Source organism: Lentilactobacillus farraginis DSM 18382 = JCM 14108 (assembly GCF_000583655.1).
GTDB lineage: Bacteria > Bacillota > Bacilli > Lactobacillales > Lactobacillaceae > Lentilactobacillus > Lentilactobacillus farraginis.
The window spans coordinates 1-25783 of the sequence record NZ_BAKI01000015.1 but is presented as its reverse complement, the minus strand read 5'-3'; the positions used below and the strand labels follow the sequence as shown (position 1 = coordinate 25783).

The following is a 25783-nucleotide window of genomic DNA, read 5'->3' as shown; positions in this document are numbered from 1 at the left end:
TGCAGGTTTGTGGGGTAGCGCAGCAGTCCTAGAACAGTGAGCGAAGCAAAACGGGTAACACTCGGAGTGTAAGGCATTTATTTCGGAAACCCTGGATTTGGGTTTTTGAAATAAATCCCTTACATGCAGCGTGTTGTTTTGCGGAGCTGTCCTAACCTCCCCTCAAAATAAGCCTATCATGATTCGTCAGATTTTCGTCAAAAATTGGTAAAAATCTGACATTTCCTCAAAAAATAAAATAAAGTCGAACTTTTTTTTAGCCTTTTAATCCTTTATACGATGGGCTTTTCGATAATCTTCACACTTTCTTCACAATTTGCGCATACTTTCGTTACAATTTTAGAGTACATTATAGACAGTAAAGAGATGTCAAAGAGCCACTAATTATTTCCACATAAAAGATGAATTTCAGGTTATTTTGGCTTCACTTTCATTTCCCCCTCAAATTAATAAAGATATTAGCAAAGAAAAGGTGCCCCCACACCTTTTCTTTTTTGGCCTTTTTTAAGAAAAATCAATTTTCGACTTAATTTCATACCAAAATTCAAGCTTTTCAAAGAAGGCTTTCTAAATTCTTAAAGATATTTCTGAAGAAATCACAAAATATTCACACTTTCGTCCTTTTTTGTTTAAATTTATCCTGTATATTAAAAGCATGAAGAAGAGATAGTTAATATTTCTTCTCCCCCCAATAGGTGATAAATTAACCCCCATTAATTTGTTACTTTTCATATTCATATTCCCCTCAGAATATTGATACTACTAAGCCAGGACCCCCCAGTCCTGGCTTTTTCTATCTTATCATCTTGATTTTCATGATAAAGTTAAATTATTAATATCAAATAAAGAAGTGGTTTCTACGAAATATAAGCCTAAATATCAATCCCGGTTCAAAAAGCATTATCAAAATATGATTCGGGCAAATCGTTACACCGACCAGGAGTTTAAAGCAATTGAACAAGTCCTACTCAACGGTCAACATCCGGCCGAACGCTATGACGATCACGTCATTAAAAGCCGCAAACCCCAACGGGCACTTTTTATCAAGGGCAGCTGGCTGCTGATTTACGAGTATCAGGGCGAAACAATCCGCTTTTTGGACACAGGTCGTCATGGCGAGATTTAAACCACTAAAAACGCTTCAACTTTTCCCAGTCGGAAATTGTTGAAGCGTTTTTTAGTTAAGCATATAAGAGCTTAAAATCACCTAAACTAATACGGCCATTAAGATACACAGTGGGTTGATCCGGGTCACCGGTTTTAGCTTTAACCACTACGCCCCCCAAATAGGGATCCAGATTATTCACGACATTCCACGCCCGAGGAAGTGTAATATCAATATCACACATATAACCATCAATATTGATGATCGCCGTATCCCCCTGAATCTTGGCCTTGTCAAAGTAAACATTCACGTCAGCCATTGATGCATGGATATCCGCCTGCTTAAAATCCTGACTTTCAATATAGCGATCCGCATCCCCCATTCGCGCATTGATATGGATATAAGAATCATCATTGGTTTCAGTACTATCAATAAAGTCCGGCGTATGCCACTGGCTTCCCCGATCATCCCAATCAAACCGGCGCTGCCATTTTTTCCAACGCTGTTTATGAACAATTGGGCTTAAAATAAGCGACAGGCCAACGCTGAGCAATAACGCGACTCCCAAGATTGTCCAGGGAACCAACTTGGTAATCCCCAACGGTCCCGCATACAGCATTACCAGAAAAGCTGCCGCGAAAACACTGCCGAAAATATTTAAGCGCATCAAACACGATCCTAAAATAATTGCCAGTATAATCGTGACAACAAACGTCAGACCATTTATATGAAAGTTCAGCCAGCCGACTTCAACCGCCAGCCAACCCAGTGCAGCCAGCAAGAATACCAAACCGGCAATCCAACGCTGCCTAACTGCTTTTCCCATACTTACCTACCCCTTTTCAATTTTTCCTTTAAAACCTTGTAATAACGCCTTGAAACATAGACCTGCTTTTGAGAACCTTGAAAGCGGACAACCGTACTCGAAAGTGAATGGGTCAGCGCGTATACCTGACGAATATTAATCATGGCCGATTTAGAAACCCGGGCAAACCTACCCGGCAGCAATTCCTCCAACTCGTACAGCCGGTGATGAATCACGTATTCATCATCGTTCGTATGGGCATGGACTTGGCGGCCGTCCGTTTCAAAAAACAGCACCTCATCCAAATTAAGGTAATATTCTGAAGTGCCCTTGTAAAAGATAAGGGGGTGCTGCCAACCAAATGATTTTTGAATCGATTGATAAAGTTCCTGAATTTCGGCATCATACTCAGGTGCCCGAATCACGATCTCTTTGTCTGTTAATTCATTATCGATTTCCACACGCACTTTCAATTGGCACCGCTCCTCTTTGTCTGTTTCTATTAGACCATTATATGCCAGTAGGGTAAATCCCATTTGCTTAAGTGGTCGTTTCCCATGTTCAAGCGGTTTAAAATCTGATATTAAAACGGGGTTCAAGGTCGGCGTAATCTGATGACGCCGGCTTTAAAACCCCGTTAATTTATTAATAAAATCCCTTATTTAAACAAATACACTTTACTCTCATAAGGTCTCAGCGTCGTGCCCTGATCATCAGGGTAGTTGCTGATTAATAACTCATCGGCCTTTTGCTGGCCGCTATCCCGTTGGACTACCTGATCGGTAAAGTTACTCATTACCAGCAGTGTCTGCCCCTGATAATGACGCCGATAAGCATAAACCTGCTCGTCAAGCGGATCAAGTTCCTCAAACGTCCCATATTGAATCAGATCGCTTTGGTGACGCAACTTAATCAATTTTTGATAATGATAAAAAACAGACGTCTGATCTTTTAAAGCTGCGTCAACATTAATCTCCGGATAGTTGGTGTTCAGCCGATACCACGGTGTCCCAGCCGTAAAGCCGGCATTTTTACCGGCATCCCACTGCATCGGCGTCCGGGCATTATCTCGGGACATATTTGCCAAGTATTTCAACATCGTTGGGCCGTCAACCAATTTTCTTTGCTTAACCATTTCACGATAAATGTTCAACGATTCCAAATCTTCATACTGGTCAATTCTGGTAAAGTGGGCGTTGGTCATCCCCAACTCTTCACCTTCATAAACATACGGGGTCCCCTGCATCATGTGCAGTGTTGTGCCCAACATTTTAGCTGCCAATACCCGATACTTCGGGTCGTCATTGCCGAAACGGGAAACTGCCCGTGGCTGGTCATGATTATTCCAATAAAGACTGTTCCAGCCTTTACCATCCAGCGCTTTCTGCCAGCGATTCAGGGCAACTTTTAGTTCCGGCAGTTTAACCGGCTGATCATTCCATTTACCAAGCCGAACATCCGGATTGGGGCTTAGGTTCACGTGTTGGAACTGGAACACCATATTCAATTCATGACTGTCAAGCCCAGTGTATTTAATGGCATCTTCCGGCGTTGAACCGGGCATTTCACCAACCGTCATCACATCGTAATGTGACAGGACTTCATCATTCATCTGACGTAAGAATTCATTTAAACGCGGTCCATCGGCAACGAAATCCAATGTTGTTCCTGCCGTCGGCGTCCCGGCAACGTCCGGTAATCCGGCTGGTTTGGAGATTAAGTTGATAACGTCCATTCTGAACCCGTCAACGCCCTTGTCCAGCCAGAAGCGTTCGATATTAAAGACGGCTTCTCTGACCTCGGGATTTTCCCAGTTAAGATCGGGCTGGCCGGGAGCGAATAGATGTAGATAATACTGCCCTCGCTCAGGGACATATGTCCATGCAGGACCGCTGAAGGCCGAACGCCAATTATTTGGTTCGTGGCCATCAACCGGATCACGCCAGATATAGTAATCAGCATACCGATTATCTTTTGATTTCCTGCTTTCCTGGAACCAGGCATGTTGATCAGAGGTATGGTTGACGACCAAATCCATTAATAATTTCATACCCCGCTGGTGGGTCGCTGCCAACAGCTCTTCAAAATCGGCCATTGTGCCATACTGGGGATTAATAGTCCGGTAATCGGCAATATCATAGCCGTTATCCTGATTGGGTGATTTATAAATCGGATTCAGCCAGAGAACATCAACCCCCAGTTGATGCAGATAATCAAGCGCTGGGTAATTCCCGGCAAATCACCAATGCCATCGTTATTGCTGTCCTGAAAACTCATCGGGTAAATTTGATAAACAACTGCTTTTTGCCACCACTTATGTGCCATAATTTTCTCCTAAATCATTAACTGTTTTTACGATGCTAATTTATTGACTCAAATTAATCGATTCAATCGAATTTGGAATGGATCAGCCGTACCGACAGCGCTGCCAATATTAACGAAATGCCGCCAACCAGGAACATTCCCGGCATCGAATGGCCTACTAACGGAAAAATCCAAAAGCTGGCAATCGAAGCAACAATTTGCGGCAGGCAAATGCTGCAGTTAAACAGCCCCAGATACGACCCTTCATGCTTACCGTCCAAAGCTTCTGTCAATAGTGAAAACGGCTGTGTGTTCATGACCAAATAGGTAATCCCAATCAAAATAAATGGCACAATCAATAAATATTTGCTATGAATAAAGAAGATCGAGATAAAACCAATGGCACCAGCGGCTAAACCAAATTGATACCAGAATTTCCGGTGACTCGGCTTGGTATGGGATTGAACCAACAACCCCCATAATACAGCTGCAATCGATTGAATGCATGTCAGTACGCCAAACCAGTTACCGGCTGCCTGATAGCCCATCGATGACGGGTTACTGGTATGCCAAACGTTTAGTGAAATTGCACCGGTTGCATAAGTCCAGGAATATAAAATTGCAAACCAGGTAAAGAACTGGACGACAGAAATTTCCCAGAAAACTTTTGGGGCTTCTTTTAATAATTTTAACAGTCCCGGCTGATCGGCTTTTTGATTAACATCAATACCGTGATAGGCCGCGTACTTATCGGGATTGTATTCGTGAACTTTCAAAATAGTTAACGCGGACGTAATCAACAGCACAGCAGCGGCCAGATAAAAGGCAATCCGAACTGTTAAGGGAACTTCTCCCTTGGAAGCCACATTTGGAATACCGACAAATGCCAGGATAAACGGAATCATTGCGGCGACCACCCCGCCCAGGTTTGAAAATGATTGTTGCCAAGACCAGGCCAAATCCTTTTGATCTTCGTTAACCATGTCGCCGATCACCATCTTAAACGGCTGCATGCAGACATTCGACGTCAAATCCATAAACAACGTTGCAACTGCTGCGAACCATAAGGCGGCCGCCGAACCGTAACCAAACCCAAACGAGCCGGCATTCGGCAGCAAAATCAACACAATAGCAGCTGCCGGCGCGCCGATTAAAAGATATGGCATCCGCCTGCCAAACCGATTCCACGTCTTATCCGAATATTTACCGATCAACGGCTGAATAACCATTCCTGCCAATGGCGGCAGGATAAAGAAGAAGCCTAATTTATTGGGATCCGTCCCGATAGTTTGGAAAATCCGGCCCAGTTGCGACTGCTGCAGCGCAAAGGCCATGTTAACGCCAAAAAAACCGAAAGTCATCGCGAAAATTGTTGTTTTGCTTAAAAATGGTAAATGATTGCTGACGACAGCCGGCTCTTTTCGAGTAACGGCTGATTGATCGCTTGTTGCAATTTTCATATCAAAAGATCTCCTTTCATTAACTGCAACCGGTTACATTTTCATAGTAACACTTTTTTGAGCAACCGGTTGCATTATTGCTGAATCAAGTGTTCCAATTTAATTAATCAACTAAGTCATTAATAATTGATTACTTGTTTCTAACACATCACTTGGCAGACTTTAAAAAATAACACAATCACTATCTGCTGGATCAGTGAAATCATGTATAATTAAATTATTAAGCCAAAATTGAGATGAAAACTATGAGAGCTAAAATTTCAGACATTGCCAAACTCGCTGGTGTCTCTACCGCTTCCGTTTCCCGGGTACTTAACCATCAGGCGGCTACAGTCGGCAAACGGCTGAACGAATCATGAAGATTGCCGATGACATCGGTTATTTCAAAGACCGCTCCGCCGCGGACCTTGCCAGCCGGCATAACAATACTATTGGTGTTATCTACACCGACTTTGAAACTAATTTTAACGACCTTATCATCCGTCAAATTATGACAGCAGCCAAGCAGCATCAACTGGATGTCATTTTAATGATTGCCCAACAAAACGATCCTGCCGGCCTGACTAAAATAGTTCGGGGAATGATTGAACGGCGAGTTTTCGCGGTCCAGTTTATTTCAACCCACCCCAGTTTCCAAATCATCAACATGCTCAACCGAGCTAACATTTTCCCTCAAGTCATCGGTGATGCCACCAATCATCAGGTGTCCTCTGTTTCTTCTGACGACACCCAAATTGGTTACCAGGCAACCCGTTACCTGATTCAAAAAGGCCGTCGCCGAATTGGTTTCGCCGGTCCGAATGTCCACCAGGATTACGTCCCCCGCCTTCGGTTTGCCGGCTATCGCCAAGCACTTGCCGACAGCGGCCTGTCATTTTCACCAGACTGGCTTTATGAGGAAAATTACAGCTATCAGGCCGGCATACGCGCTGCCAAATACTATCAGCAGCAAATCCGGTTAGTTGATGCCGTCATCGGAATCAGTGACGAAGTTTCTTGGGGACTTCTAAATGGTTTTTACGATGCTCAGGTTGATGTCCCTAACGACGTTGCACTGATCAGTATTGACGGGACTGAGCTTTGCCAGCAAACCCGTCCCAAACTAACCAGTGTGACTCAGGATTTTGTGACGATGGGAGAAAAAGCGATTGATCAGGTCATCAATCAAAGAGATCAGCCGCATCAAATTACCACGACTACTGTCGCCTTCAGGATCGATCCCCGGGAGACGACTTAACACTGATCACGATTGATCGGTGTAGCTAAAACAAGTTACGTAAGCGCTTACGTAACTCTAATTGTATGCCCATTCAAAAATTTGTCAACCAACTAATTCCTTTAATATCAAGCGATTTAGCATCCCACTTTCCTATAGGCCAATTCCTTATTTAAAATTTCAGGCCCAGTATTATTTTCGAAAACCCGACTAAAGCGCCGGTTTTCGTGTTTTGACCAACCATCCCATAAACAGCATTTTTAATCGAGAACACCTCCAAGTCGGTTTTCGAAATAATTTAAAATGGGGATTTACAAGCTAACTACTTTCTATCTGTACCAATTCAAAAAAGGCCCTGAACAGTATCATTTCCGATGCCGTTCAAGGCCTTTTCGTCAGTAATTTATTAATTTCAAAAAAGTTATTCCAAGCCAACCCGGGCAAAAATCTCGTCCACATGGCGAATATGATAATGATAATCAAACGCATCGGCAATTTGATCTTCACTCAATGCAGCGGTAATTTTCTTATCGCCTTCGACCAAATCACGGAATTGAATGCCTTTATCCCATGACTGCTTGGTCAACGGTTGGACCAAATCGTAAGCCTGTTCACGAGTCATACCGGAATCAATTAACTTCAGCATTACCCGCTGGCTGTAAATCAAGCCATAAGTCAGCCCCATGTTTTGTTTCATTCTTTCCGGGAAAACAGTTAAACGTTCCAGAATCCTGGAGAATCGATGCAACATGTAATCAAGTAAGATTAATGTATCGGGAATAATAATTCGTTCGGCAGATGAATGGGAAATATCCCGTTCGTGCCACAATGGCACATCTTCATAAGCCGTGATCATATGTCCACGGACCACCCTGCGAGGCCACAAATATTTTCTGAACCGATTGGATTCTTTTTATGCGGCATTGCGGATGACCCTTTTTGCCCAGCGTCAAAGTGTTCTTCAACTTCATGAATTTCCGAGCGCTGCAGACCACGAATTTCAGTAGCAAATTCTTCCAAACTGGTAGCGATCAGTGCCAATGTCGAAATATAGTCGGCGTGCAGATCACGCGGTAGAACTTGACTGGTAATTTCTTGGGCATGTAGTCCCAGTGAATCACACACATATTGTTCAACAAACGGTGGCACGTTGGCAAAAGTTCCCACTGCTCCGGAAATTTGGCCGGCTTCCAATTCTTTTGAAGCCGTTTCAAATCGACGCTTATTGCGGTTCATTTCAGAATACCAACGGGCCAATTTTAAGCCAAAGGTCGTCGGTTCAGCCTGAACACCATGGGTCCGGCCAATCATCACCGTATCCTTGTATTTTTTAGCCTGCTTGGCAATGACGTCAATGAAATGATCGATATCTTTTCGAATGATTTCATTTGCCTGCTTAATGCGCACACCATAAGCGGTATCAACCACATCGGTACTGGTAACCCCATAATGAACCCACTTTTTCTCTGGGCCAAGTGATTCCGACACGTCCCGGGTAAAGGCAACAATATCATGATGGGTAACAGCTTCAATTTCCGCAATTCGCTTAGAATCAAACGTGGCGTTCTTCTTAATCTTCTCAACGTCTTCCGCGGGAATTTTGCCCAGTTTCGACCATGCCTCGTCAATTGCAATTTCAACTTTCAGCCAAGCGGCATACTGATTATCAAGTGACCAAATCTGCTTCATTTCTGGTAAAGAATATCTATCTATCATAATGGTTCCTTTCCACATAAATATTAACACGTTAATAATATCATATTGTTCATGTTTTGACTACATTCTATATAATATAGAAAGATTTTGTTCGCATTTAAATCTAAAGTCGAACGTTGAACGTTTTAGCTGTTCAAATTATTAATGTTTTAGTTGACATTCCCGTGCAAGTTGGTAGAATTAAAAATGCTGGGTTGATTCCCGGCAATAAAATTTAGAGGTGTTCATATGTCATCTATTGTGGTTGTTGGAAGCCAATGGGGCGACGAAGGAAAAGGTAAAATCACTGATTTCTTCGGCCAAGACGCCGACATTACCGCCCGCTATCAAGGCGGCGACAATGCCGGACATACCATTGTCTTAAATGGCAAAAGCTACCATTTACAATTAATTCCCTCCGGTATTTTTGACCAGGAAAAATATAGTGTAATTGGTAACGGCGTCGTTGTGAATCCCAAGTCCCTGATTAATGAAATTGATCAGCTTAAAAAGGACGGTATCAGCACCGATAATCTTCGGATTTCAAATCGGGCACACGTTATTATGCCCTACCATATCCTTTTAGACGGTTTACAGGAAAAGAAGAAAGATGCCAAGATTGGGACGACCAACAAAGGAATCGGCCCAGCCTACATGGACAAATACGAACGAATCGGTATCAGAATCGCTGACTTAATTGATAAAGAAACTTTCGAAGAAAAACTTCGAAGCGCTTTAGAAGTTAAAAACGAATTGCTGACCAAGATTTACGACGTTGCGCCCTTGAACTTCGACACAATCTTTAATGAATATAACGCATACGCAGACCGCATCCGCCCATACGTCATTGATGCTTCCTATTTAATCAACAACGCATTAGATGAACATAAAAACGTTTTGTTTGAGGGCGCTCAAGGTGTCATGCTGGATGTTGACCACGGGACCTACCCGTTTGTCACATCTTCCAACCCGAGCGCCAGTGGTGCGGCGGTTGGTACCGGTATTGGCCCTAATCGAATCGACAATGTCATCGGTGTCTGCAAAGCCTATACATCCCGGTTGGTGAAGGTCCCTTCCCAACCGAGTTAACGGATGCTACCGGCGATCACATTCGAGAAGTCGGTCACGAATACGGTGTGGTAACCAAACGTCCTCGTCGAATCGGCTGGTTTGACAGTGTGGTACTCCGCCATTCAGCTCGCGTATCCGGCTTTACACATCTGGCTCTCAATTGCCTCGACATTCTAACCGGCATTAAAACATTAAAAATTTGTGTTGCTTATAAGTTGGATGGTAAGGAAATTGACGATTATCCCGCAACTTTAAAAGAACTTAACCAATGCGAAGCAGTCTATGAAGAACTACCGGGCTGGGAGGAAGATATTACCAAGGCCAAGACCTTGGCCGACCTGCCGGAAAATGCCCGCAACTATCTGAAACGAATTTCGGAATTGGTTCATGTGCCGCTGGCCACTTTCTCTGTTGGCCCGGATCGGGAACAGACAAACGTTGTCGAAAAAGTTTGGCAAAATAATTAGCCAATTAAAATTTAATTCTAAATGCCGAGCACATCTGGGAACTTCTTGTGCTTGGAATACTTCTCCCGCTCATACTTCGGAGGTAAACAATAATGGAAGTTTTTGATTACGAAGATATTCAATTGATCCCCAATAAATGCATTATCAAGAGCCGTAGTGATGCTGACACATCCATCAAATTCGGTCCGAAAACTTTTAAGATTCCGGTCGTTCCAGCTAATATGGAAACGGTAATCAATGATGATTTAGCCATCTGGCTTGCGGAAAACGGCTATTTCTACATTATGCACCGTTTCCAGCCGGAAAAACGGGAAGGGTTCATCGAAATGATGCACGCCAAGGGGCTTTTTGCCTCAATCAGTGTCGGGATCAAAGATGATGAGTACAAGTTCATTGACGAACTGGTTGCCCACAATCACAAACCCGAATACATTACGATTGACGTTGCCCATGGTCACTCTGATTTTGTTATCAAAATGATTCATTATATCAAGGAAAAATTACCGGACAGTTTTCTAATCGCCGGCAACTTGGGGACACCGGAAGCCGTTAGAGAAATCGAAAACGCCGGTGCCGATGCAACTAAAATCGGCATCGGCCCGGGTAAGGCCTGCATTACCAAGCTAAAGACCGGTTTTGGAACCGGTGGCTGGCAATTAGCCGCTCTTCGGCTGTGCTCAAAGGCTGCCAGAAAACCAATGATTGCCGATGGTGGTATCCGCTTTAATGGCGATATTGCCAAGTCTGTTCGTTTTGGCGCTTCAATGGTTATGATTGGCTCCCTACTGGCCGGCCATGAGGAATCGCCGGGCAGCGTGATCAGTATCGACGGTAAAAAATACAAGCAGTATTGGGGCTCAGCTTCTGAAAAGCAAAAGGGCGCTTACCGCAATGTTGAGGGCCGTCAAATGTTGGTTCCCTACCGCGGTAAGATTTCCGATACACTATTTGAAATGCAACAGGATTTACAATCTTCCATCTCCTATGCAGGTGGTAAAGAGTTAAAAGATATTCGAACAGTCGATTATGTGATTGTTAAAAATTCAATTTTAAACGGAGATTAGCTAATCTCCATTCACTAAGTGCTTCGACAGCATCTGGTTGTCGAAGCGCTTTTTGATTGGCCGACCCCGGCTTTTTCCCTTTAGATTTTTCAAATAATTTACGGCGCAAACTAATTGACATTTCAACCACCAACAGGTATTTTCTAAATGTAACTAAAGATATCCACCATTGTTGATTAACTTAGTCTGGAGGGATTGAAATGACGTTTAAAAAGGGATTTCAATTAAACCTGATTACTTTTTTACTGGCCGTTAGCTTTATCACTGCCACCCCATCGGTAAGTCACGCTATGAACATTTATAATCCGGCCAATCCGTTTTGGAATCAGTCCCACTGGGTTACTTTGAAGCAAAATATAGAAGTGTTCAAAATCCGAAATACCAATCCAATGACCAACCGTTACAAAGTCGGCACTTACACCCTAAAGAAGGGAACGCACGTAAAATTATTTCATTCGGCCGTCAACTTTGCCTGGGGCTTGGATTCAGGTAAATTCAACACTAATCGAACCTATACGTTTGCCGTTAACAAGAGCGAGAATAATCATGCCTGGTTTAAATTTGGCATTCATTAATCGCTTTAGGAATAGAAATAAAATAAATCAAATCATTTAAAAGAGACTGAAACAAAAGTAATTTTGTCCAGTCTCTTTTGTGTAATCACGATTATTACCGAGTGAAACGTGCGCCGAAAGGCAACTTCCTGCCATTCTCTTCTTTTTTAGGCAATGATTAGTCCGTTTTTCAAATTAAATTGTTAACTAGATTGACAAAAGTATAAGAAAATTTAACATTCCTACAAGAAAAGCTTCCATTTTTAGTAATTTGGTGTAAACTAACCAATGTTTGTTAAATACTGTTCTTCAAAATCAGTAATCGAAAGGGGTATGACTATTGCTAAAAATCGCTAAGGGACGAATCTCCTACCTTGCAGTCCTGGGGGCTGTCTTTTTTATGGCTATCCAAGTGATTGCCAACCTGAATCTGCCCAGCTTAACTTCAGATATCGTTAATAACGGGGTTGCTACCGGAAATATTAATTACATCTGGCAAGTTGGCTTTAAGATGGTCGGCTTTTCGCTTTTGAGTATTGCGGCAGCTGTCTGCAACGTTTTTTTGGCAGCAACAACTTCGCAAAAGCTGGGTAAAAATTTGAGAAGTGACATCTACCGAAAGGTCATTAATTTTTCAAATGACGAGTACGATCAAATCGAAACGTCTTCGTTAATTACCCGAACTACCAATGACGTGGTGCAGATTCAAAATGTCGGCATTATTATGCTGCGAATGATGTTAATGGCACCAATTATGCTGATCGGAGCCAGTTTTCTGGCCTACACCAAAAACCATCAGTTAACCACCGTCTTTTTGGTCGTTCTTCCGATTATGGCCCTGTTTATCGGCTTCCTGCTTTACTATGCCGTACCAATGTTTCGGGCAATGCAGACCAAAACCGATAAAATTAATCGAATTTTCCGTGAAGGATTAACCGGTGTCCGGGTGATCCGAGCTTTCCGCCAAGATCAATTTGAGCAGGACCGCTTTGAAGATGCCAATAAGGATTACACGCAAAATGCCATCAACGTTAACGTTTTAATGGCCCTTGCCTTTCCGGTAATGACGATGATCATGAGCGGTACCAACATTGCTATTATCTGGTTTGGCGCCAAACTGATCGGCACCCAGTCCATGCAAGTTGGTAATCTGATTGCTTTCATGACATATGCCATGCAAATCCTAATGAGTTTTATGATGATGTCGATGGTCTTTATCTTCATTCCACGGGCTCAGGCCTCCGCAAAACGGATCCAGGAAGTCCTGAATCTGCATTCGTCACTGAAGGTAAATCCAAAACCTGTTACTATTAATCCTAAAACGACCAACCATACTTTAAAATTCGACCACGTCACCTACCGCTACCGGAATGCCGAACTGCCGGCTTTAACGGATATTGACTTTAAAGCCCAAAGCGGCCAAACAGTCGCGATTATCGGCGGAACCGGTTCCGGAAAGACGTCTCTGATCAACCTAATCCCCCGATTCTACGATGTTGAATCCGGAAAAGTCGAATTGGACGGCGTCAACGTCAACGATATGGCCCTTGATAAATTGCATGAAGCCATTTCATTAGTACCGCAAAAAGCCACCCTGTTTACCGGGACTTTACGGGATAATATGAAATATGGTAAAGATGACGCCACCGACGACGAAATCTGGCATGCCTTGGAAATTGCCCGGGCAAAGGACTTTGTTCAGGACTATCCTGAAGGCTTGGATCTTCACGTTGAACAAGGCGGCGGCAACTTCTCCGGCGGTCAAAGGCAACGACTGGCAATTGCCCGGGCGTTGGTCAAACAAGCTGCCGTTTACGTTTTTGATGATTCGTTTTCCGCACTGGACTTTAAAACCGATGCCGACTTGCGGGCCGCTTTGCGCCATGATCCCCACATTCAGCAAAGTATCACTGTAATCGTTGCTCAAAGAATCGCGACCGTTGCCGATGCCGACCTGATTTTGGTTCTGGATAACGGCAAGCTGGTCGGTAAAGGAACCCATAACGAACTTCGAAAGACAAATAAAGTTTATCAGGAAATTATTAAGTCCCAAATCAGAGAGGAGGAGAAATAATGGCTGAAAAAGAAACCTCATCATCTCAAAATCGACCGGCACAGGGTCCCGGCGGTCACGGTCCTGGCGGCCCCCGTGGCGTGGTTGAAAAGCCCAAGAATTTTTGGAAGACCACCTCTCGTTTAATGCACTACATGTCCGATCGGATTATCGGCTTAATTTTGGTAATGGTTTTCGCGATTACCAGCGTTATCTTCCAAATCAGAACCCCCAAGATTCTGGGTGAAGCAACCACCGAAATTTACAAGGGTGTTATAAAAGGAACCGCCCAACAGAAAGCCGGCTTTAACATCGGCAATCTGCCGATTAATTTCGATAAAATTATCCATATTATCATTATCGTAACGTTAATGTACCTTGCTTCAGCCGTTTTCAGTTATTTACAGCAGTACATTATGACCTTGATTTCTCAGCGAACCGTTTACCGGTTGCGAAAACAAATGAAACAAAAGATGCGTAAAGTACCGATTAAATATTACGACACCCACAGCAATGGTGACATCATGAGCCGGGCCGTTAATGACATGGACAACATCGCCAGCACCCTCCAACAAAGTTTAACGCAAGCCGTTACCAGCTTTGTGACATTCATCGGAACGCTCTGGATGATGTTTTCAATTAGTTGGAAACTAACGCTGATTGCCTTTGTGACCATCCCGCTTAGTCTGGTAGTTGTTGGGATTGTTGCCCCGAAATCACAAAAATATTTTGCCGCTCAACAAAAAAGCCTCGGCCTGTTAAATAATCAGGTTGAGGAAAACTACGCCGGCCAAGTGGTCCTCAAAAGTTTCAACAAGGAAAAAGACACCATTGAAAAATTTGAGGATCAAAACAATAAATATTACCAATCCGCTTGGAAAGCGCAATTTATCTCTGGGATTATCATGCCCTTGATGATTTTCATGAACAACATTGGCTATGTGTTCGTAGCCATTATTGGTGGCATTCAAGTTGCCAACGGCAGCATCACCTTGGGAAATGTCCAGGCCTTTCTTCAATATACCAACCAATTCTCACAACCCATTTCACAACTGGCCAACCTGATGAACACAATTCAGTCAACGATTGCCTCAGCTGAACGGGTCTTTGACGTTATCGACGAAGAAGAAATGAAGAATACCAATCAAAATCGGCCGGTAGAAAAGAATTCCGACAATATTGTCGCCCTGGAACACGTTCAATTTGGCTATGAGCCGGGTGAATTATTGTTAACCGACTACAATCTGCAGGTTAAAAAGGGCCAGCAGGTTGCCATTGTCGGGCCAACCGGTGCCGGTAAGACAACCATCATCAACCTGCTGGAACGCTTTTATGACGTTTCCGGCGGCTCGATTCGCTTAAAGGGCGTCGATACCCGAGATATTGACCGGGAAAAACTCCGCTCACATTTTGCCATGGTTCTTCAAGATACTTGGCTGTTTACCGGTACCATTTACGATAACATTAAATACGGCCGCGAAGACGCAAGCCGAGACGACATCATTGAAGCCGCCAAGGCCGCTCACGTTGATGAATTTGTCAGAAAACTGCCGAATGGCTACGACACCGTTTTAAACGAAGCTGCATCCAACATCTCACAGGGGCAGCGCCAACTACTGACCATTGCCAGAGCCTTTGTCGCGGATCCGGAAATTTTGATTTTGGATGAAGCTACCAGTTCGGTTGATACTCGAACTGAAGTCCAAATTCAACACGCCATGAGCGAATTATTAAAGAATCGGACCAGCTTTGTGGTGGCCCATCGACTTTCAACGATTCAAAATGCCGACAATATCATCGTGATGAATCATGGCTCGGTCGTTGAAACCGGTACCCACAATGAATTGTTGGCGAAAAATGGTTTTTATGCCGACTTGTATAACAGTCAATTTTCAGACAACGTTTCATACAACTAAGGAGGCCCGACATTGAAGAAATTAATTGGTATCGGTTTTGCCGCCGTCCTTCTGGTTTTCGGCCTTGCCGGCTGCGGTTCACCCAGTCTATCGGTCAATCATCACCAACTCAAACCGGACGGACTTGCAGCGGTCATCAAAGGACAAAGCCGCTACAAGACGATTAATTACCAAATCGATAATGGTAAGCAGCAAACCGAAAAGACGCATAATCATCACTTTGCCCTAACTATTCCTGCCCAGGCGGCTTCACAAAAAGTGACGCTATCAGCCGGTGGTTCCCACCAAACCGTCAAGATTGCCAAGGCTGCCGCGTTGACGACTTACAGTAATCTGCAGAAGAAATACAACCAGGCCATCACAGCCAGTGCCCTTTCCAAAACAGACCAGAAAAAGGCGCGGTATTTACAAGCCCAAAGTACCAAATTAAAACAGCAGCAACAAGCCATCACAAAAGCAGTTGCGACTGCTAAAAAGAAACTGGCGGCAGGCAACGCTGCGGCAGCCAAAGATCTTCAGGCCCAGGCCGCCAAAGCAGACCGGCTGAAAGCACAGGCTGCCAAATTAAAAGCAACCAGCAGCGAGGTTACCAAAGCCATGCAGCAAGCCCAAAAGCGGGTGAAAAATCGTTCACTGCCGGCAACAGCCCAATCAGGTATTCATAATTTGGTCACAACCAGCGACGTTACCATTCGGACCAATACCGATCAAAACCAGGTAATTGGAATTGCGCTAATGGTTCCTGTTTCGGCAATGAAAGATAAAGCCCGGGCAAAGAACTTTGCGGTCACCTTTTCTATCCTGGCCGACAGCGTTGGTGCCAACGCTAAAAAGATCATGCACGATTTTCAAAAACAAACCAAATCCAATCAAACCAGTAAGACCACAAACCAGGCACTTCACTCAAACGGTGTTGATTTTCAAGTCGGTTATTCAACGACTACGCTCTACATTTACATGACGAAATAACCCGTTACCAATAATTGCTTACTGAAAATAAAAAGACGCGCTACCACATTAATTGTGATAGCGCGTCTTTTTGACAGTTATCTGATTTATTTATGAATGCTTGATATTTTAGTACCAGCCGTTTGCCTGCCAGAATGATTTGGCAGCCGACCATGAACCGTAACGATTGGCAACGTACTGATTAGCAACTTTTTCCTGGTTGGCAGCTGAGTAGTCGCCGTGCAGATAAGAAGCGCTTAATTGATATTTACCAACATACTGGCCGTTTCGAGCCGAGTAGGAACCGCCTGATTCATGAGAAGCAATCCAAGCTTTGGCAGAGTTGCCGTTTGATGCGCCTGTGTTACTTGAATTAGTGGTTGAAGTGGTTGTGGCAGTTTGAGCTGAAGCTGCTGTATTGTTTGCTGCCTGATTCGTCGTGCTTGCCGTATTGGCAGTTGTGGCTGCATTCGTTTGAACCGACTGCTTATACTGCGGCTGCGTATAGGCAGATGATTGACTAGATGTTGTTTGTTGAACCGGTTGACTGGTCGTCGCTGCAGCCTGACTACCATCAGGGATATTCAATTGTTGCCCAACGGTAATCACACTTGAGCTGTTTAAATTATTTGCTTGATCAATTGCATCGACCGAGACATTATATTTTTGTGAAAGTCCCCATACCGTATCTCCGGATTGTACCGTTACAACCGTAGCTGCGGACGCATATGAAAATCCTGCGAAGAAAAGGCCAACAGCGGCTGCTGAGGTTGCGAGAATCATTGTTAAAACTTTTTTCAAAATTACACACTCCTATAAATACCTGTGTCTGTTACTGGAAGTCGTTGATCTCATCAATCAACAATGCATAGTCTATCCCATTGGTGTGACAAACAAATAACACCAGTATTAATCTTGATGAGAGATGTGTAAATGATGTAACGAGACGGTAATTTTTGTTAAACGATCATTTATTGAAACAACGCCAGATTATTCATAGAGGTTCGTTTAGGCCACTTTTGGCTATATTTCAATCGCACCTGGTTTCAATAAAAAAATAGTCAAAAATAAAAAAACAGCCTCGCTAAAAGGCTGCTTTTCATCATAAGTATGTGATATCCTAAGATTCTGATCTGCGAACACCATAGAATTCTTCAGGATAATAAATCTTACCGCTTCGTTTGAACAGGCCACCATCAGTTAACGGCTTAATCAGGTTGGCGTTAACAGCCACTGGCATCGTTGAGAAGATATTGAAATTCTCAGCCGCAACATATCCCAACTCGTAGAAAAAGTCAGTGTTGTCAATCGCACTAACAGCCGGATAGCCGGCTAATTGCGCGCGGTTCTCCAGTTCATAAACCAACGCCTGACCAACGCCTTTGTCCCGGTATTGCTTTGGGACACTGACCTCAACAATCGAGACAATTCGATGATGATGGTGAAGTGAGCGAATCGTGACGGGGATCATCAAAGCATGGCCAATAACTTGATGATCATGACTTTTAGCAACAACTTCAAATTCTGACTGATAATCGCTATAAGATCGCAGCCGATCTACCATATCGACCTCATCACCATCCGTATTGGTTTCCTGGTTGGTATAGCTTTCGGCAATAATCGCCCTAATATCCGAATACTCGTCTCTTTGGGCTGTTTCAATTGAAAATTTCACGACTGATCTCCACGCTTTCTATATTTTCTATATAATGTAATTAACGATTTCTTTCAAAATATCACTAATTAAAAAGTTGCCGGATCATGACAGCTTTTATACACTGTTCTTAGTATAAAGGATAACAGTATTAAAAAACAATGAGAAAGTTGGTTAATTATGTCAACAAAAGTAAAATTTGCAATTATTGGGGTTATCACCTACTTGATTTTCGTTATCGCTGCCCTGACACTTGGTTTTCTTGACCCCAGCCGAATCGGCATTACTTGGAGCATTTTTTGGTATGTCATCGCCGCTTTAATTATCTATTATCTTTGGTTCAAGAATGTCGTCTATCGACGAGTCATGTACTACGCCCGGCAAATGGCCCTCACAAAAACGGATCTTCAGCAATTCCTGCCCCATTTAAAAAAGAGTCAGGAAGTTCCCGACCCACAACGGCACAACTATTTTGCCCCCATCTTTAATTTTCCACTTCAGGGACTGGATGTCTTGGACAAAGAGCTGACCAAAATGGCAGCCAAGCAGGGCGTCAAGCCGTTTAAATAGCTTGCCTAGTTAACTTCAGCAATTTTCTTTTCGAAGTACTTTGCCAATTTTTCCTTTGGATAAACACCTGAAACTTTTTCAGCTGCTTTGCCATTTTTAAAAACAACCAAACTCGGGACGCTTAAAACATGGTACTGTTCCGCAATTGCCTGGTTACCATCCACATTCATTCTCCCAAAATGAATCTGAGTTCCGTACGTCTTCTCCAAATCTGCCAAGATTGGATCCAAAATCTTACAAGGGCCACACCAGGCGCCCAAAAATCAATGACCGTTAACTTATGGCTGGTTTCGGTTTGAAGATTATTCTTCGTTATCTCTACGCTCATCGGCTTTCTTTCGATCCTTTCTTACATAATGAATAATTAACGTGATGACAACCGCCGCAATCACAATAACACCAAACAAAGGTGCCGGGATTTCAATATCAATCATTGGAATCGACAGTAACAGCTTCAACGCGATAATGGCAATTAAAATATACGCCATTGGCTGGAGCTCGGGGATCTTGCTCATCAACTTCATGATAATTTCAGCAACTCCCCGCATCGCCAAGATCCCAATCATCCCACCAATTAAAACAATCACCGGATTAGGTGAAATGGCTAAGGAAGCCAGAACCGAATCCACGGAAAAAACAACATCCATAAATTCAATTTGGGCAACTACCGACCAAAATAACGGGATATGGTGTTTCTTTTCACTAGCTAATTTCTTGGTTCGGACAACTCTTGTTTTTCGGAAAAACGAATAGACCAAGTAGATCAGATACAGTGATCCGATCACTTTAATTTCCCAAAAATGAATCAGGTAAGTTCCCAGCCCAATAATTAAGAATCTAAATAAGTAGGCACCCCATAGTCCGTAGAACAGCGACTTTTCCCGCTGAACCTTCGTTGGTAACGCCTGAGTTTGTGCGGCCAAAACCACTGCATTGTCCACTGACAGCAGACATTCAATAGTCACCAGTGACAAAATAATCAACCAGTCACTGCCGCTGGTAATAACCGTACTCCAATTATGTGCATCAAAAAACGGGCCGTATAACTCTGAAACCCAATTCAACAATTTGGCAACCTCTCCTCATATTTTATCTCTTCGCTTCATAGATTATATTATTTTAGCATTCCCGGCAATAGTCAATTTAAAATTAATTGTTATTGAGCGCTTTCAAATCATATCGACTCAAATTGTACTTTATAATAAGCCGATTTAATTTAGCTGCATAATGAGGATCCGTCGCATAGCCGTTTTGCTGCAATAAGCGGGTCGCCTTTCGATAACTGAGCATATTTTTTGCTTAACAAATTTACGATGAAGCAATTGATTATGGTCGTTAATCGCCGCTTTTAAATTCGGATACTTCCGAAAGTTTGCCAATACCCGAATCGGTTTGCCATTAATGACTTCGTGCGTGTAAAATGCCATTGATTTGCCGTGATAACTGCCCTTGATGCCAAAAGGGTTTTTAGCCGCTCGATACAACGTTGACAGCCCGTAATGGGATTCCAAAACTGCTTGGGCCACAACCACACTCGGCAAAATAATTCGATTTCGTTGAAAATTAGCTACTGCCGGCGCTGAAATCCGCCTAATAAACCTGTTCTTCTGCTTCACCGTCACGGGTTGGCGACTATACTGAGTCGTTTCCGGAGCTCGTGGCGGCTGTTTAACAGCTTGATGCCGGTTTCGTACGGCAAGCCCAGCCGAAATAACCGCCGTTGTTATCAGCAATAGACAAATGACCCACCAGGTCTTGCGATGCATTGTTTTCATCCCGATTCGTGTTTTCTTGTTTGAGTGAGGACTGCTTCGCTAACCACAAACCTGCATGTAAGGGTTCTCTTTCAAAAATCCAAACCCGGGATTTCCGAAAGAGACGCCTTACACGCCGGTTTATCCCGGTTAGCTCCGCACACTTTTTTAGGACTGCTCCGCTAAGCAATGCCACTGCATATAAGAGTTCGATTCAAAAAATCCAAGCCCGGGATTTTCCGAATCGACGTCTTATATTCCGGGCATTAATCGCTTAGCTCCGCACACTTTTTTAGGACTGCTACACAAAACAGCACCGCTGCACATAAGGGACCAAATCGAAAAATCCAAGCCCGGGATTTCTCGCTTTGGCGCCTTATGCTCCGGGTGCTAACCGTTTTGTTTCGCACACTCAAAGTTTACCTCGTCCCTCACCTCATAGAAAATTGGCTTTGTTCGCTTATCAGTTCGTCGGTTAATTGGATTTTAAGAACGGACTTTGCATGATAAGACTGATAATAGTAATTGCGGCTTTCGCAACACACCGCCGCTCGATACACCGAATACGTTGGCTGATGTGCTGAACTTTTCGGCACATTGACCGAATCCAACAAATGCCAACAATTATCAAAAGCTTCAATTTCATTTTCCGGTAAATCAATCCGCTCTTTTAAATAGGCGGCTCGAATAAATCGGGAACCCGGTGAATAAGAACCTGGCGGAATCGCTTTTCCGGAAACGTTTCCCGTCGTAACCCGTGGCGTATTAAGCGGTACCGTGCCATTTCTGAACGCTGACGTGAAATCAACGTATTTTTCCAATTTATTAATTTGACGTTCAAAGTGATTACTGTTGGTTAACACACCTAATGGATTATCAATCACTTCAATCGGATGCGTCACCGGCTCAATCACAACAATCCGCCCCGTCGGATCACAGGCAGCAAAATGCAACTCACTGTGCCCATATTTCATCAAGCTGTGCTTATCAGCCATCAATTCAATCTCATGAAGATGGTCAATAATGTCCTGAACTGATTTAAAATTGGTCAACAGATAAAACGAGAGTTCAAACGGCGCCAAATGAATTCGCCCCGCTGTCGGTTCCGTTACCAGCTGACTACCGTTTGTAAAAGTCAGTTTTTGGACGGCCAAGCCAAATTCATTAACGCCGTCCGACGCGTCAATCCGCCGTCCGTGTTGGCCGCCGGAACCAATCAACGCGTACTTTGTAACATATTCGTGATCATCAAATACGGAATGCCAATGGTACTGCCGCGGACAAAACATCGGTTTGGCACCCAAGTGCGGCCAGTCCATTGTTCGAGCCAACACATGGCTCTGGTCTTGTTGACCGATTTGTAGGATACTCGTACACATCTAAACGTTCACCTTATTTCTCAACCCAAACAGCTGCCAAATACTATCATTTCTGCAGGACTGTTCTACATTTCATATCGCAACCCCTGCCATAAAATGGTAAAATTTTATTAACTGAGAAATTATTCCCAGTCACATTAAGTACATATAGGGGAAAACTATCATAATGAACAAAACAATTTCCAATTTACACAAAAATCGGGTATTTACGTTGTTAGTATGGCTGATAATTGTCTTCATTGCAATTATTTCTGCTCCAAGCATCACAACCACTTTACAGTCATACAGTCAGCCAACTTTCAGTACCAATTCCCAACCAGCCAGGGCTGCCAAACTCCACCAACAATGGGGAGCTCAATTGGGAAAGACTACTCAGATTAATATTGTTTATGAAAATCCCCACGGTCAATTAACAGCCAAACAAGTCAACGCGATTCGAACATCAATCGATAAATTGAAACGGCATCAGTCCTTTTATAATATTCGACAAATAACGACACCGGACAACAATCTTTCGGGACGTTCTCAAATGTTGTCGAAGGACGGTTCGACACAATTGGTATTACTGGCGATCGATGCTGACCAAAATTTGCGGGTCCTGGTTGGTGAACTAACAAGTCAGGTTAAAGTTGCCGGTCTTAAATCATACGTTACCAGCCGGCAATTATTCGGGATGTTAATAATCAAAAAATGGCTCAGATAACGCAAATCACCTTGATCGCGCTCTTTATTGCTTCGACTTTAATCGTTGGCCTTTACTTTAAAGCGCTCTTTGCGGCGATAATTTCCTTTATCACCCTGTTTTCAGCCTTCGTTGTTTCCTACAGTACCGCTTTGAATCTGGCTAAACACTTTAACTGGTCTTTTTGCCAATCCGTTCCCTTGGAAATCGGTTTGGCAACGTTGGTACTCGGAACCATTTGGAACATTTATCTCTATCGAAAGCTCAGAAGTGTTTTGACTACTCAACAAGAAGCCAAAGCTGCCACCAAACAAACTATTCAAGGATTACGTTTCCCAATTATTGTTGTTGGCGGTACCCTGACAATTTTATTTGGTCTTTGTGCCCTGGTCAACTTTAATGAGATCCAATCCCTATGGGCGCTGGCAGTTACCTACCCGATTTTAATACTGGCGGTTACAACCCTGAACGCCGTCTTTACGGCTGCCTTGGGTGAAAGCCTCTTTTGGCCGAGTGGGACGCCCAAAACTGCCTTACATTCTCATTATTGGAAAGCCGCAACCGAATTTTCCTTGTGGCAGCCGGTTGCCGGTCTATTAGTTGCTTTATACATTACGCTGCCGTTTATCTATTTCTACCACAACAGCTTAAGTTATTCACCAATGACCAATCTGACTGAAACCAATCAGGCAGTAAAAGGTGCCCGGGTTCTCCAAGCACACTTTGGCGCTGGAAAGCCGACGCCGGTTACCGTTTACTTAAAAGCCCGTCAGGCACTAAACAGCGAACGAAACCTTCAAAGTCTTGACCAATTAACTACCAAGCTGCAGCACACGCCCGGCGTTCAAGCCGTTTACTCATTAACCCAACCCAGCGGCATGCCAATTGAAAAATACTATGTTGCCAACCAACTGCAGTCAATCGGGCTGAGTGCCAAAGAAGCTACGGGACAATTGTCCCAAGCCTCAAATCAGTTAAAAACCAACACGGGAAAGCTGAACTTGAAATCATTAAATCGACAGGTCAAGCAATTGGCATCACTGGTTTCCAAAAGCAACCAAATCATCCAAGACAGCAGTAATCTGGCTGCCCAGGTAACCAGTGCCGCTGCCAAATCAGGGGTTGCTGATCGTCAAAGCGCCAATAAACGGGTTCGCCAATACCAACAGCGGCTTAACCAATTAAATCAGTCTCTTCAAGGCGTTTCTTCCGGAACCAGCCAACTGGCTATTGAAGGAAAAGTAATTCAAACTTACGGTCAAACTAGTTACAATAATCTGCAGGCATACAGTCGGCAAATTAAGCAAATCAAACAGCAGCTAAAAGGCGTTAACTCACAGGTAACCGCCTCAACCAGCCAACTAAATAGTATCTACGATTACTTAAACGGCCTTCAAAAATCCGGCGGCGCAACATTTACTATATTACTAAAGCGCAATTGGCGGATACCGATTTTCAGCAGACCCTATTTAATTATGCCAGCCGAAATCACCGAATAACGACCCTTCAGATTATTTTAAAAAATTCACCTTCAAGTAAATCAACCCCACATCAAATTAAGCAACTAACTCAACAAATTAGGCTTCAATTACGAGGGACTTCTCTTTCCAAGACAACCGTTGCGCTCAGTGGCGAACCCATCATCCAGTCCCTGGTTCAGGCAAAAATGACGCATCACTTCGGTACTCTGCTGCTGATTTTAATAATCGGAATTTTAATTGCCGTGTTCATCTTGAGCCGAGCAATCCTGCAGCCGTTTTATTGGACGGTCGCATTTGGCATGTCGGCACTGACCGGTTTTCAACTGACCTATTTAACCATGCACTTCACCGCCAGCGTTAAACAGCTCGACTGGCAGGTCCCGCTCATCGCCGCAACCGTTTTGGCAGCACTGGGGGCCTGGCAGATTATCGCGCTTGGGTTATCCTATCGTTACACGGAATTATCCCTACTCGACTGGATCCTGCCCACTATGACCAGTTACGGTCAGGTAGTCCGTTACATGCTCCTGGTAATCACCGTGCTGGCCATCGCCCTCACTTTCGGGGCTTCACTGGCAATGATTGAAACGGCCCTGATTGTCATTTACACAGCTTGCGTCTACTATCTGGTTTTACCAATGATTGTCTCCTCTCTTGGCAAACTGGCCGTTACCCTGCCGAGGAAAAAGCAGCATTCGCAAGATAAATAATCCAGCCACGATCGATTTTCAACTTAAGTTTGTTCCCAAACTGTAATATTTCCAGTTATATTCCGTTAGATCCCCCTAAAAACGGCTTAAAATTGCTTCATTTAAAAGATAAATCCGCTTAAACGTCTGAATTAAATCAGACGTTTTTTATTTATCCGGATGAATTTTACCTTGTCAGAGTAACGCTTACGCCCCATATCAGCTGACCAATTGCGCACAATATTTCATTCCGACATCTTCCTTAACTGCATTGAAAATTGTTTGTCACAGTCCTGCAACAAAATATTGGTAGGATTGTACTTGTAAATTGATAGGGAGTTGTTAAAAATAATGAAAGTACATAAACAAATCGTTTTAGTGTTAGTTGCGTTCTTCACTTTATTAACGGCAGGTTTCACAACTGCCCAAGCTGCAAAGACAGATGAACCATCTTATTCGTCAGTCTATAATGTTGCTAAACAAAACCTCGGCAAACCATATGCTTGGGGTGCTACCGGTCCATCATCATTTGACTGTTCCGGATTCACCAGCTACGTTTATAAAAAAGGTGCCGGTGTTTCGATTCCGCGGACTGCTCAAGCTCAGTATAATGCCGCAAAGAAGGTTTCCTACAGCAATTTGGAAAAAGGTGACTTGGTATTCTTTGGTGGCAGTGCCGTTTCGATTTCACACGTTGGTCTCTATATCGGCGGTGGCAAGATGATTGATGCTCAAAATCGTGGTGTTATCACTGAGAGTGTCAAAGCACCATGGTGGCATTACGTTGGCGGTGTTCACGTAACCGATCTCGATTAATTGTAAAACATATCTTAAAGTTCCAAAGTATCATTTTGTAACAACTTAATATCTATTTCGGAGAGCTGGGATAATTCATTTTATCCCAGCTCTCTTTTTT

21 protein-coding genes and 5 pseudogenes are annotated in these 25783 nt (G+C 43.5%); 14 read left to right on the top strand and 12 right to left on the bottom strand.

Features of this window, described 5'->3' with window-relative positions; genetic code table 11:
• The first annotated feature begins 850 nt into the window (after positions 1–850).
• A complete protein-coding gene (locus JCM14108_RS06865) occupies positions 851–1126 on the top strand; it encodes a type II toxin-antitoxin system mRNA interferase toxin, RelE/StbE family (RefSeq protein ID WP_035179567.1) in 276 nt (91 codons plus the stop codon).
• Between the two features lie 55 nt (positions 1127–1181).
• On the opposite strand, the gene JCM14108_RS06860 is transcribed toward JCM14108_RS06865, so the two are convergent.
• The 4 genes and pseudogenes from JCM14108_RS06860 to JCM14108_RS06845 form a co-directional block, all read right to left on the bottom strand.
• On the bottom strand, positions 1182–1931 hold the full coding sequence (locus JCM14108_RS06860; RefSeq protein WP_035179564.1) for a LiaF transmembrane domain-containing protein: 750 nt from the start codon (positions 1929–1931) through the stop codon (positions 1182–1184).
• A gap of 2 nt (positions 1932–1933) precedes the next feature.
• Positions 1934–2383, bottom strand: a complete 450-nt coding sequence (locus JCM14108_RS06855) for a LytTR family DNA-binding domain-containing protein (RefSeq protein ID WP_035179560.1) — start codon at positions 2381–2383, stop codon at positions 1934–1936.
• Positions 2384–2568: 185 nt separating this feature from the next.
• Positions 2569–4235, bottom strand: a pseudogene (locus JCM14108_RS06850) (glycoside hydrolase family 13 protein).
• 62 nt (positions 4236–4297) lie between these two features.
• Positions 4298–5674: an SLC45 family MFS transporter gene (locus JCM14108_RS06845; RefSeq protein ID WP_035179558.1), complete on the bottom strand. Its 1377-nt coding sequence runs from the start codon at positions 5672–5674 to the stop codon at positions 4298–4300.
• A gap of 245 nt (positions 5675–5919) precedes the next feature.
• Here JCM14108_RS06845 and JCM14108_RS15225 point away from each other — a divergent pair, with 245 nt between their 5' ends.
• Together JCM14108_RS15225 and JCM14108_RS06840 are read left to right on the top strand one after the other, a co-directional pair.
• The gene (locus JCM14108_RS15225; protein ID WP_237745743.1) at positions 5920–6033 is read left to right on the top strand and encodes a LacI family DNA-binding transcriptional regulator; all 114 of its coding nucleotides are present in this window, start codon (positions 5920–5922) and stop codon (positions 6031–6033) included.
• Positions 6030–6911 carry a LacI family DNA-binding transcriptional regulator gene (locus JCM14108_RS06840; protein ID WP_237745742.1) on the top strand — a complete coding sequence of 294 codons (882 nt, stop codon included), beginning with the start codon at positions 6030–6032 and terminating at the stop codon, positions 6909–6911. Before JCM14108_RS15225 ends, JCM14108_RS06840 begins: the two co-directional genes overlap by 4 nt.
• Positions 6912–7311: 400 nt before the next feature.
• Here the strand turns inward: JCM14108_RS06840 and purB are convergent.
• Positions 7312–8606 (bottom strand): annotated as a pseudogene (purB, locus tag JCM14108_RS06835) (adenylosuccinate lyase).
• A 228-nt stretch (positions 8607–8834) separates the two neighbouring features.
• On the opposite strand from purB, the pseudogene JCM14108_RS06830 reads away from it, so the two are divergent.
• The 6 genes and pseudogenes from JCM14108_RS06830 to JCM14108_RS06805 all read left to right on the top strand — a co-directional run bounded on the left by JCM14108_RS06830 (position 8835) and on the right by JCM14108_RS06805 (position 16679).
• Positions 8835–10123: pseudogene (locus tag JCM14108_RS06830) on the top strand (adenylosuccinate synthase).
• Between the two features lie 92 nt (positions 10124–10215).
• The gene (locus tag JCM14108_RS06825) at positions 10216–11187 is read left to right on the top strand and encodes a GMP reductase (protein WP_035179556.1); all 972 of its coding nucleotides are present in this window, start codon (positions 10216–10218) and stop codon (positions 11185–11187) included.
• 200 nt (positions 11188–11387) lie between these two features.
• Complete coding sequence (locus JCM14108_RS06820) at positions 11388–11762, top strand: hypothetical protein (protein WP_035179554.1); 375 nt, start codon at positions 11388–11390, stop codon at positions 11760–11762.
• Positions 11763–12081: 319 nt separating this feature from the next.
• Complete coding sequence (locus tag JCM14108_RS06815; RefSeq protein ID WP_035179549.1) at positions 12082–13815, top strand: ABC transporter ATP-binding protein; 1734 nt, start codon at positions 12082–12084, stop codon at positions 13813–13815.
• Positions 13815–15710 (top strand): ABC transporter ATP-binding protein, encoded by a 1896-nt coding sequence (locus tag JCM14108_RS06810; protein ID WP_035179547.1) that lies wholly within the window; start codon positions 13815–13817, stop codon positions 15708–15710. Before JCM14108_RS06815 ends, JCM14108_RS06810 begins: the two co-directional genes overlap by 1 nt.
• A 12-nt stretch (positions 15711–15722) precedes the next feature.
• Positions 15723–16679, top strand: coding sequence for a hypothetical protein (locus JCM14108_RS06805; RefSeq protein WP_035179545.1), 957 nt, complete (start codon positions 15723–15725; stop codon positions 16677–16679).
• Positions 16680–16787: 108 nt separating this feature from the next.
• Here JCM14108_RS06805 and apf read toward each other — a convergent pair whose 3' ends face one another.
• On the bottom strand, positions 16788–17459 hold the full coding sequence (apf, locus tag JCM14108_RS06800) for an aggregation-promoting factor (RefSeq protein ID WP_476703342.1): 672 nt from the start codon (positions 17457–17459) through the stop codon (positions 16788–16790).
• 319 nt (positions 17460–17778) lie between these two features.
• The gene (locus JCM14108_RS06795) at positions 17779–18333 is read right to left on the bottom strand and encodes a GNAT family N-acetyltransferase (RefSeq protein ID WP_035179543.1); all 555 of its coding nucleotides are present in this window, start codon (positions 18331–18333) and stop codon (positions 17779–17781) included.
• Between the two features lie 159 nt (positions 18334–18492).
• Here JCM14108_RS06795 and JCM14108_RS06790 point away from each other — a divergent pair, with 159 nt between their 5' ends.
• Complete coding sequence (locus tag JCM14108_RS06790; RefSeq protein ID WP_035179536.1) at positions 18493–18882, top strand: hypothetical protein; 390 nt, start codon at positions 18493–18495, stop codon at positions 18880–18882.
• Positions 18883–18887: 5 nt separating this feature from the next.
• On the opposite strand, the pseudogene trxA reads toward JCM14108_RS06790, so the two are convergent.
• From trxA to JCM14108_RS06770, 5 genes and pseudogenes are all read right to left on the bottom strand, one after another.
• Positions 18888–19210: pseudogene (trxA, locus tag JCM14108_RS06785) on the bottom strand (thioredoxin).
• Positions 19185–19946 (bottom strand): TerC family protein, encoded by a 762-nt coding sequence (locus JCM14108_RS06780; protein WP_035179609.1) that lies wholly within the window; start codon positions 19944–19946, stop codon positions 19185–19187. Before JCM14108_RS06780 ends, trxA begins: the two are co-directional and overlap by 26 nt.
• 85 nt (positions 19947–20031) lie before the next feature.
• Positions 20032–20142 carry a hypothetical protein gene (locus JCM14108_RS16095; protein ID WP_338034177.1) on the bottom strand — a complete coding sequence of 37 codons (111 nt, stop codon included), beginning with the start codon at positions 20140–20142 and terminating at the stop codon, positions 20032–20034.
• A complete protein-coding gene (locus JCM14108_RS06775) occupies positions 20094–20648 on the bottom strand; it encodes a glycoside hydrolase family 73 protein (protein WP_235807117.1) in 555 nt (184 codons plus the stop codon). The genes JCM14108_RS16095 and JCM14108_RS06775 overlap by 49 nt, the downstream gene beginning before the upstream one ends.
• A gap of 378 nt (positions 20649–21026) precedes the next feature.
• Positions 21027–22015 (bottom strand): annotated as a pseudogene (locus tag JCM14108_RS06770) (linear amide C-N hydrolase).
• Positions 22016–22181: 166 nt separating this feature from the next.
• Here JCM14108_RS06770 and JCM14108_RS15220 point away from each other — a divergent pair.
• The 4 genes from JCM14108_RS15220 (at position 22182) to JCM14108_RS06760 (ending at position 25683) form a co-directional block, all read left to right on the top strand.
• Complete coding sequence (locus tag JCM14108_RS15220) at positions 22182–22718, top strand: MMPL family transporter (RefSeq protein ID WP_237745741.1); 537 nt, start codon at positions 22182–22184, stop codon at positions 22716–22718.
• Positions 22706–24196 carry an MMPL family transporter gene (locus tag JCM14108_RS15215; RefSeq protein WP_237745740.1) on the top strand — a complete coding sequence of 497 codons (1491 nt, stop codon included), beginning with the start codon at positions 22706–22708 and terminating at the stop codon, positions 24194–24196. The genes JCM14108_RS15220 and JCM14108_RS15215 overlap by 13 nt, the downstream gene beginning before the upstream one ends.
• The gene (locus JCM14108_RS15210; protein ID WP_237745739.1) at positions 24136–24888 is read left to right on the top strand and encodes an MMPL family transporter; all 753 of its coding nucleotides are present in this window, start codon (positions 24136–24138) and stop codon (positions 24886–24888) included. Before JCM14108_RS15215 ends, JCM14108_RS15210 begins: the two co-directional genes overlap by 61 nt.
• A 330-nt stretch (positions 24889–25218) precedes the next feature.
• Positions 25219–25683, top strand: a complete 465-nt coding sequence (locus JCM14108_RS06760; RefSeq protein WP_035179530.1) for a C40 family peptidase — start codon at positions 25219–25221, stop codon at positions 25681–25683.
• Positions 25684–25783 lie beyond the last annotated feature (100 nt).